Source organism: Kitasatospora sp. NPDC091257, assembly GCF_044757675.1.
GTDB classification, from domain to species: Bacteria; Actinomycetota; Actinomycetes; order Streptomycetales; family Streptomycetaceae; genus Kitasatospora; species Kitasatospora lactacystinica.
In genome coordinates, this window is the sequence record NZ_JBIVVI010000214.1 from 1 (window position 1) to 9,558 (window position 9,558).

The 9,558-nt window shown below is 71.1% G+C and carries 7 protein-coding genes; 3 read left to right on the forward strand and 4 right to left on the reverse strand.

The features are described 5' to 3' along the window. Nucleotides 1-508 precede the first annotated feature (508 nt). Nucleotides 509-838 (forward strand): hypothetical protein, encoded by a 330-nt coding sequence (locus ACIQOV_RS12980; protein ID WP_331768773.1) that lies wholly within the window; start codon nucleotides 509-511, stop codon nucleotides 836-838. Nucleotides 839-1,092: 254 nt separating this feature from the next. On the opposite strand, the gene ACIQOV_RS12985 is transcribed toward ACIQOV_RS12980, so the two are convergent. The 3 genes from ACIQOV_RS12985 to ACIQOV_RS12995 are packed head-to-tail and all read right to left on the reverse strand — an operon-like array spanning nucleotide 1,093 to nucleotide 4,102. Next, the gene (locus tag ACIQOV_RS12985; protein ID WP_401048078.1) at nucleotides 1,093-2,787 is read right to left on the reverse strand and encodes a GMC oxidoreductase; all 1,695 of its coding nucleotides are present in this window, start codon (nucleotides 2,785-2,787) and stop codon (nucleotides 1,093-1,095) included. 20 nt (nucleotides 2,788-2,807) lie between these two features. Next, nucleotides 2,808-3,215 carry a sugar dehydrogenase complex small subunit gene (locus tag ACIQOV_RS12990; RefSeq protein WP_401048081.1) on the reverse strand — a complete coding sequence of 136 codons (408 nt, stop codon included), beginning with the start codon at nucleotides 3,213-3,215 and terminating at the stop codon, nucleotides 2,808-2,810. 17 nt (nucleotides 3,216-3,232) lie between these two features. After that, complete coding sequence (locus ACIQOV_RS12995; RefSeq protein WP_401048084.1) at nucleotides 3,233-4,102, reverse strand: nuclease; 870 nt, start codon at nucleotides 4,100-4,102, stop codon at nucleotides 3,233-3,235. 419 nt (nucleotides 4,103-4,521) lie between these two features. On the opposite strand from ACIQOV_RS12995, the gene ACIQOV_RS13000 reads away from it, so the two are divergent. Continuing rightward, nucleotides 4,522-6,399: a DUF4157 domain-containing protein gene (locus ACIQOV_RS13000; protein WP_401048086.1), complete on the forward strand. Its 1,878-nt coding sequence runs from the start codon at nucleotides 4,522-4,524 to the stop codon at nucleotides 6,397-6,399. Nucleotides 6,400-6,790: 391 nt separating this feature from the next. Further along, on the forward strand, nucleotides 6,791-8,356 hold the full coding sequence (locus ACIQOV_RS13005; protein WP_331768769.1) for an ISL3 family transposase: 1,566 nt from the start codon (nucleotides 6,791-6,793) through the stop codon (nucleotides 8,354-8,356). 346 nt (nucleotides 8,357-8,702) lie between these two features. On the opposite strand, the gene ACIQOV_RS13010 is transcribed toward ACIQOV_RS13005, so the two are convergent. Then, nucleotides 8,703-9,080 carry a hypothetical protein gene (locus tag ACIQOV_RS13010; RefSeq protein WP_331768768.1) on the reverse strand — a complete coding sequence of 126 codons (378 nt, stop codon included), beginning with the start codon at nucleotides 9,078-9,080 and terminating at the stop codon, nucleotides 8,703-8,705. Nucleotides 9,081-9,558 lie beyond the last annotated feature (478 nt).

The window sequence follows — 9,558 nt, forward strand, 5'->3', positions numbered from 1 at the left end:
GGTGGGGGTGGTGCCCTGCAGGGCGCGGCCGTGCTTGCCGAGGCCGGCGGCGAGCCACCGGGTGAGGACGTCGTACGGGTCGGGGCGGGTCACCAGGAAACTGAATGCGGGGTGTCGGTGGTTGCTCCGTCCCGGCGGTGCCGGGGTGACCACGGTCCCGCCGCGGTGGTGCCCGCTCGTCCGGCCGCGTGGACGTCGGCCGACACGGGTGGATCGGGTCGGTGTCCGTGCGGCTGCGGCACGTCGGTAAGCAGCCAGCCATCGGACTCGGCCGGAGTCGTCTCGCCAAGGAGCTGGACTTCCTGCGATCCCCGGTCAGGTCTCTGCCGTACGCCCAACGAAGCCGGACCTGTCTTCGCCCGGGTGCGCCGCTGGCGGCGACCGGTGACCGACCAGCCCGAACGGCCGGCGCCGCTGCACGTCTTCCTCTCCGACGCCGCCGAACACGTCCTCGCCGCGCTGCGCTCCGGAGGGCCGGGCGCTCGGCCGCGAGGCCCAGCGCCGCTCCGTGGTCCACCTGGCCGGCGAGCCGCGCACCGCCACCCGGCTCTACGTCGAGGGCATCGACCCGGAGGCCGCCGCGGGTTACGGCACCGTCGTCGAGGACCCGGAGCAGGCCGACCTGGCGGTGGTCCGCCTCGCCACCCCGTACGAGCGGCGCGAGGGCATGCTCGAACAGCACTTCCACAGCGGTTCGCTGGAGTTCGAGCCGGCCGAGGTCGAGCGGCTCACCGCACTGGCCGCTACCGTGCCCACGGTCTTCGCCGCCCAGCTGGAACGGCCCGCCGTGTTCACCCCGCCGTCCTCACCCCGCTGGCCCCGCACGCGGCCCTGCTGATCGGGGAGTTCGGCGCCGCGGATGAGGTCGTCCTGGACGCCGCCCTCGGCCGCGCCCCGATGACCGCGACCCTCCCGTTCGACCTGCCCGCCTCGGACGCCGTCGTCGCCGCCTCCGGCGAGGACGTGCCCTTCGCCCCCGCGCCCCCTCTTCCGCCACGGCCACCGGGTGGTGGATGCGGGCCGAGCACAGAACGACCGGGGCGCGGCACCTCCGAGGGTGCCGCGCCCCGGTCGTTCGGCAGCCCCACCGCCCTACAGGGCGGCGGCGAGGGCGTCGGCGGTGCGCAGGGTGACGGCGGCCAGCTGGAGGGTGGGGTTGGACGTGCCACCGGTGGGGAACACGGCGGAGCCGACGACCCAGACGCCCGGGTGGTCGTGGGACTGACCGGACGGGTCGACCACGGAGTCCGCCGCGGCGGTCCCCATCCGCATGGTGCCCATCAGGTGGCCGGAGCCTTTGTACGTCCCGGCCGGGGCGGCGGGGGCGATCTCCGTGGCGCCGACGGTGCCTTCGAGGTACTGCCAGATCCGGTGGGCGACGCTGTGGCCGTAGGTGAGCGCGGCCTTGGAGTAGGCGTCGACCCGGTAGGCGATCTTCGGGCGGGGCAGGCCGAGGACGTCGCGCTTGTCGGAGAGCGTGACCCGGTTGTCCGGGTTGGGCAGCTGCTCTGTGGAGTAGCTGAACCGCAGCATCCGGGTGACCCGGTGGTTGACGGCCTCCTGGAGCTTCGCGCCGGTCAGCAGGATCTTCCGGGCGGCCTTGTCCCACATGAGGGCGTCGAGCGCGGCCTCCGGTGACTGGGTACGGCCCCAGCCGTCGTCGCCGATCGTCATCCGGAAGCCACCGGTGTCCTTGCGGAACAGGCCGTCCCGGAAGTTCTCGATGCCGAGCGTGCTCTGCGGACCGCGGAACGGGAAGACCGGCTCGGCGAGCAGGCCCACCACCTCGTCGGTGGGGTGGTCCATCAGGTTGCGGCCGACCTGGTCGCTGGTGTTCCGCAGGCCCGAGATCAGCCAGAGCCTGGGGATCTCGACCGCGTTGAGGGCCAGCACCAGCTGCCGGGTGGTGACGCTCTGCTCGGCGAGGTCGGCGGTGGTCCAGTCCTTGAACACGACGGTGGAGGAGCCGTCCTGCTGGGGCACCACCTTGGTCACCACGCACGCGGGTTTGAGGTCGACGCCGAGCGCGACCGCCTTGCCGACGTGGTGCCCGGCGTCGTACTTGGCCCCGGACGGGCAGATCGGCAGGCAGCTGGAGTTGCCCTGGCAGGAGCTGCGCCCCTGGTACTCCCGGGAGTTGCGGGCCTGCGGGGTCGTGATCGGGACCACGTCGACGTTGTCGATCGGCGGCATGCCGGCCAGCGCCTCGCGGACGACCAGGTCCCCGTAGCTCGGGGCGATGGCCGGCATCGGGAAGTCGGCGCTGCGCCGGGTCAGGGACGCCCACTCGGCGTCGTCGCCCGAAACGCCCAACTCCTGTTCGGCCCGGACGAGGTAGGGCTCCAACTCGTCGTAGTCGAAGGGCCAGTCCACTCCGCGACCGTAGACGGTGTTCAGCCGGAAGTCGTTGGCGAGCCAGCGGGGGGTGTTGCCGCGCCAGGCCCAGGTGCTGCCGCCGGTCATGCGCTGGAAGCCGCTCTTGAACAGGTCGGTGGTTCCGCTCTGGTCGTAGTACTGGTTCATCACGACCGGATTGCTGACACCGTCCTGGGAGGGGGCGAAGCCGTCCTTGTTGTTCAGCAGATCGGCGTAGGGCGTCGGGACGCCCTTGCCGGGGGAGAGCTGGTAGGCCTCGACGAACGCGGCCCGCTGCGTCGCGTCGAGGCCGTTGTTCCCGGCGTCCAGGATCAGGACGCGGGCGCCGGGTTTCGCGGCCTTCACGGTGCAGGCGGTGAGCGCCCCGGCGACGCCGGCGCCCACCACGACCAGGTCGAAATCGAAGTCCATGGGGTCGGTTCCTCGCTCGCTCAGGGGTGCTGGGTCCAGTGGCCGTACCCGCTGGGCTGGGGCGGCTGCGGTGCGGCGGAGCCCGGGTGGGCCTCGATCACGCTCCAGATCAGGCCGGAGCGCCACTGTGCGGAGGTGCCGGGGGGATCCGGCGTCTCGTCCGGGTGGGGGAACAGCCCGGTGTACCAGACCGTGATCACGGCGCGCGCGGTGAGCGCGAGCGCGGCGTCGGCGTCCAGGGTGTCCTGGAGGTCCTTGCCCGGGTCCGGCGCGCCCGTCGCGGTGGTCCAGGCGGTGAGCAGGCGGGGGAGATCGGCGGGGTAGGCGGTGAGGACGCGTTGCTGGAAGGCGTCGGAGAGCCGGGCGTCGAGCGGGGCCGTACCGGTGAGGTGTTCGGAGAGGCCGCGGAAGTCGGCAGTGGGTGGCATGGTGGGCGTCCTCCCGTTCACTTCTCGAGGAAGACGATGTCCTCGATGGCGGGGCGCAGCTTGACGGTGTTGCCGATGACGTCGACGACGTGCTGCAGGCCCTTGGTCGTGAACCTCGGGTCGGAGAAGAAGTACTCGTCGTCCTTGCCGGCCAGGAAGGCGGGGAAGGCGTCGAGGGAGGGGCCGAAGAGCCGCAGGTAGTCGGCCAGGCTGCGGAACAGCTTCGGCAGGATGACCAACTGGTCGGTGAGGCTGCCCAGGTCCTCGATCACGGCGCCGGTGTGGGTGACGTCGTTGGCCCAGACGCTGTCGGGCGCCTTCATGGCCCGTGCCTGTCGGGCGGTGGCGGCCATGTCGAGGCGCAGTTCCTCCGGCAGGTTCGAGAAGAACGTCGGGTAGACCAGGCCACGGGACAGCAGTTCGTGGTTGGCGGTCTGGTGCAGCATCGGGACGGTGACCATGACCGACGTTCCGCTCGCGGCGTCCGGGTCCGGCGTGCCCCTGCCGACCAACGCGACGCAGCGGCCGAATTTGTCGGCGCCGCTGGCGAGGATGTACCCGGAGACGGTCTCCGGGGTGGCGGAGGTGACCTTCTCGTCCCCTCCCCGCTGGACGTCGGTGAAGCCCAGCCAGGCCAGCAGGACATCCCGGGCGGCGTGGGCGCCCAGGTCGAGCGGCTGGTGGGCGAACTCGGGACCGACGCCCTGGTAGTGCGTCTCCAGGGCGTCGATCCCGTCCAGCCGCAAGCTGGCGCCACCGTCCTTCACCTTGACCCCGCCGGGGACCTTGGACCAGAGGGTGAGGTCGTCGGGGAGGAAGCGGATGGTGTCGCCGTCCGGTTCGAAGCCCTTGATCAGGTAGCTGCCCTTGATGAGGATCATCGGCATGATGTCGCCTCTCGTAGTCGAGTCGCGACCCATTGTGAGGTGATTCGTCGGCAAACCATGGAAGTGTCCCGTCGGCGAGTTGGCAGGCGGCCGGCGCGCCCGAACCGGACTCGCTGCCGGTAGCCCCACCCGTGCCGTCCACCGACCGGTGGACGGCAGGTTCGACCGGCCGGGCGTGACGGTCGCCGCCCCCGGCCGACCCGCTCCCGTCGTAGGCGGTCGTTCCGGAGAGCCGGCCGAAGTCGGCGGCTGAGGAAGCGGTGCGGCCCGGCGGGCGAGGGGCTTTCGGGCAGAGTTCGGTGCACTTTGGGGTACGGCCGTCCTTGCGGGGCGAGCCGGGTGGGATCCTGGGCCGTGAGTGTGCGGTGGCCACCGTGGCGACCCGGCCACGTCGTCGCCACCCGGGGTCAGGAGCGGCAGTGCGAGCACAGGAACGCGACGACCAGCGGGACGGACTGCAGGCGGCGCAGCGTACGGCTGCGTCCAAGCGGCCGGCGGGAGAGATTCCGGCAACCGGGCGGAGCCTGCTCGCGCTCCAGGCCTCGGTCGGGAACGCCGCCGTCGTGCAGATGATGCGCCGGGGCGGGGTGCTGCACGCCGGGCACCTCGCACAGGGGGATTCGGCACGGTTCGCGGTGCAGCGCTCCACCGTGTTCGAGGTCCTGCGGACCGGCGGTCGGCCGCTCGACGGTGCGACCCGCACCGAGATGGAGAACCGCTTCGGCGCCGACTTCTCCGACGTCCGGATCCATGACGACAGCGCCGCCAAGGCCTCCGCCGCCGAGGTCGGCGCCAGTGCGTACACCAGCGGCCACCATGTGGTGCTCGGTGACGGTGGCGGCGACAAGCACACCCTGGCCCACGAGTTGACGCACGTCATCCAGCAGCGCCGGGGTCCGGTCGCGGGCACGGACAACGGCGCGGGCCTGCGGGTGTCCGACCCCTCCGACCGCTTCGAACGCGAAGCCGAGGCCAACGCCCGGCGGGTGATGGCGGGGAGCGGGATGGCCACGGTGGCGCTGGCCCCGGCGGTGCCGGCCCCCGAACGGGGGAGCCGGCCCTCGGAGGCCCTGCCGATCGCCCGTCTGATGAGCGTGGAGGCCTTCAAGCAGCGGAGCTCTGTGAAGAAGAGCATCCGTCCCGGTGCGCTGAAGAAGCTGGACGCGGCGCTGGAGCGGTTCCACGCGATTCCGGAACAGCAGTTCTCCGTCCGCTCGCAGCAACTGGAGGCGATCGTCCAACTGTGCCTCAAGGCCCAGGAGGAACTGAAGGACGGCCCGCGCAAGAACGCGACCTTCGATCTCATGAACGAGGCGGCCACCGAGAAGAACGGGATGGCCCTGGACGTCGCCGTCGAGACCGCCATGCGCCAGGCCCGGCAGGAGCAGCCCATCTACGACTGCCTGGAGCGCTACCAGCGGCGCGACGACGAGTCCGGCGGGTTCGTCCACCTCATGGAGGCGAACGACCTGCTCGCGAGGCACGCGGCGACGCCGGACGGCAAGGACCTCGGAGTTCTCAGCGCCCTGGTCCAGGACCTCATGAGCCGGGCGGTCCACGCGCTGACCCCGGAGCAGAAGGCCTACCTCGTCCGCCGGGACCTGGCGCGGATCGAGGCGCTGCGCGACACGCTGACGGACGGCACCCTGAAGCGGATCCTGACCGAGGTGCTGACCGGCACGGACCAGGTCAACTTCGAGGCCGGTGGCGCGGGTGCCAAGCTCGGCGGGCCGGCGGGGCAGGCCTACACGGTCAAGCACGGGCTCACCCAGCCGGACGGGACCGTCGAGCGCACGGGGTCGCTGGTCCACGAGCTCACGCACGTCGCCACGCACCGGACGTACGGGAACTCGGCGGTCATGCTGATGCTCCCGCTGAGCATGAGCGAGGCGGAGGCCATCGCCCTGGCCAAGCACCGGACGGCCCGGATCGGCGAACTCGAAGCACTGCTCGCCCGGGAGAGCGCCACCATCCCGGAATCGCACACCGCACTGATCAGGAACAAGCTGAACTACGCCAAGGGCGACAAGCTCTCGACGTACGTCGCCAACTTCAGGGCCAAACTGACGGCCGACGGCGACTACGAGCGGCTCTCGCAGCTGGCGAGCCGGATCCCGGAGGGCAGCAGCACGCTCGTCGAGTACGACACGGTACTCAACCAGCTGCTGGTGATGATGCACGAGTGGGGCACGGGGCCGGAGTCGGCGTTCCGCAACCGGGTGGAGGCGCTGGCCCAGGAGCGGTACGAGCACCGACAGGCCGGTTCCACCGAGCCCGCCCCGGCCGCGACCGTCTGACCTGTGCCGGCCGGCGCCGCCCCCACCACCGGGCCGACACCGCGGGGTCGACGGCGAAGGTCATCACAGTACGTACAGCGTTGAACACGGGCCCACCTCCGGAGAGTTCTGGTTCCACACGGCCTGGAACGTGACGTCCGGGCGTCATACCGTCCGGTAGCCCACCGATTTCCGCAACGGCTTGACGTCACGCTGCGAGGCGGGCCCGGCGGGCAGCGCGCCGCCGGTAGGCCCGGGATCGGCACTTCCCCGAGCAGAACCGCATGTCGATCCGATGGATCGCCCCGGCTGTCAGCGGACGCGGCAGACGGATCTGATCAACATTTCGGGATCGCCCAGCGTGACTGATCATCAGGTCGATCTTTGAACAGTAGTGCTATGTGATCAGACGTTGAAGCTGCTGCTCCCGCAGCTGTCCGGCCTGGTGGTCGAGGAGGTCCGCGTCGCGGAGACGGGGCTGCGGATCACTGCTCGTTCGGCCTCCGAGCAGGCATGTTGCCCGGGGTGCGGTGCCGGCTCGGCCCGGGTGCACGACCGCTACCGGCGGCGGATCGCCGACCTGGCCGTCGGCGGCCGTGCCGCGACGATCGCCCTGTCGGTACGCCGGTTCCGCTGCGAGGCGCCCGGTTGTCCGCGCCGGACGTTCGCCGAGCAGGTCGAAGGTCTGACGTTCCGTTACGGCCGTCGCAGCCTGCTCCAGCGCGAGGTGCTGGAAGCGGTCGCGCTCGCACTCGCCGGCCGTGCCGGGAGCCGACTCGCCGAGCACCTGCACTGCCGGGCCGGCGCGAACACCCTGCTCAACCTCATACGCACGCTGCCCGACCCGCCGCTCCAGCGGGCGCCGCGGGTCCTCGGCGTCGACGACTTCGCCCTCAAGCGCGGCCACGTCTACGCCACCGTCCTCATCGACATCGAGGCCCGCCGCCCCATCGACGTGCTGCCCGACCGCACCGCCGAGACCCTGGCCGACTGGCTGCGCAAGCATCCCGGCGCCGAGATCGTGTGCCGCGACCGGGCCAGCGCCTACGCCGAGGCCGTCCGCACCGCCGCACCGGACGCGGTGCAAGTGGCAGACCGCTTTCACTTGTGGAAGAACCTCGCCGAGACGGTCGAGAAGTGCGTGATCGCCCACCGCGCCTGCCTGAAGAACCCGGACGACCAGGCCCAGAACCCCGCCCCTGCCCCTGAACCGCAGGTGCAGCTCCCGGACGGCAGGCGGGCCAGCACGACCCGTGAACGCTTCGCCACCGTAAAGGAGTTGTACGGCAAGGGTGTGGGCATCGGCCGGATCGCGGAGCTGCTCGGCCTGGACCGCAAGACCGTCCGCAAGTACGCTCACGTCCCCGCGGTCGAGGAACTGCTGGTCCCATCCAGGCAGGGTGGCCGCGCGCTCGCCCCGTGGGTCGGCTATCTGAACCAGCGGTGGAACGACGGCTGCACGGACAGCGGACTGCTCTTCCGCGAGATCCAGGCCCTGGGCTACCGGGGCAGCAACCGCAGCGTCCGACGCTGGCTGGAGCCGTTCCGTTCCTCGCCCGCACCGGCACCCAGGCTGCCGACCACGCTGACCGTCCGACAGGCCGCCGGCTGGCTCACCCGCCACCCCGACGCCCTGACCAGCGACGAAGCCCTCCGGCTCAAGCACCTCCTGGCCCGCTGCCCCGAACTGGCCACCGCCGCCGAACGGGTGCGCGACTTCGCCCGGATGATGAAGAACCTCGACGGTGAGCACCTACCCGAGTGGATCGAGCAGACCGAGGCCACCGACCTGCCGCCCCTGCGCAACTTCGCCCGCCACCTGCGCCAGGACCTCGACGCCGTGACCGCCGGCCTCACCCTGCGCTGGAACAGCGGCCCGGTCGAGGGTCACGTCAACCGGATCAAATACCTCAAAAGGCAAGGATATGGACGTGCCAGCTTCCCGTTGCTGCGTCGCCGGATACTCCTGACGACCTAAGCCAGTCACGCTGGGCGATCCCGAAATGTTGATCAGATCCGATCAGCTTTCCGCCACCGGGGAGATCCCACTGTCCCTTGACACCCGGCGAAGGTGATGACGCCGCAGCCCGGGCCTGGAGGTAGGCGGTCCAGTCGGTCGCGGCCCGGGAGCGATCGCGTGAGGGTGAGGTGATGAGGTTGAGGCCGAGCATGGGGGCGAGGACGGCCGGGGGCATGTCCTGCGCGAGCTGCACGAGAGCGGCGGCCCGGGCGGCTGGGGATGCCGTGGGCGGTGAGGCGTCGCACGAGTGCGCCGCCGGGGTCGGTGAGAAGCGCGGACAGCAGCGGACCGTCCGGTGCGGTGGTCAGGCGTCGGCCGGCTCGGGTTCCGCGTCCTGGCTTTCGTCGCTCGCCGAGGCTGCTGTCGGGGAGGGGAAGGTGAGCTTCGCCATGCGTGCGGAGATGTCCTTCCGGCCCTTCAGCGCGGCCTGCACATCGCGTTTGGGGATCCCGGCCGTTTCCGCGAGTTCCTCGATGTCGCCGTCGAAGAGCGGCACGGCCTTTTCCAGCTCTCTGGCGAGCTCTCCCTGGGCCAGCTCGACGCGCTCCTTGGCCCTGTCGATCGCGGTCAGGGCGGAGGTCTGGCGGGTCTGCCGCTGCCGGAGGTTCTCGCGTTCCTGATCCTGGCGCTGCTTCAGGGCGGCGCGCCGGTCGATCATCTGCTCGTTCCTGCGTGAGGTCATGGCGCGATCCTGGCGTCCCACCGTGCCCGAGTACAGCACCTTCGGGTGAGCCGCCCCGCGTCGTCGCTCGGCAGAAGGAATACGCGGTCCGGAAGTGCCCGATCACGAGCAGATCGGAAGGTGACGGAGGGACAACCAGGAGGGGAGAGAGGCGATCGACGAAGAGCAGCGGACACGGACGAGATGCCGAAGCGAGAGCGGACGGGCAACTAGCCTGATCAAGAACAGCACACCTCTTGCTATCCGCCGTTGATCCCGAAGGAGTGCGCCAGGTGCCCTGCTCCGTCGGCCGCCCGGGAGACCGGTACGTCGCCGGCGCTGCGGTGCGTCGGGACGGTGCCGGGGCCGGCCGGTGATCACCCTTCACCCGATCAGTGCGGGCAGCGGCATCGACTATTTGCTCTCCACCGTCGCCGGCGACGATGTGAGGACCGGTGCGCGGTCGCTGGCGGCCCACTGGGAGGGTGGCGGGGACACC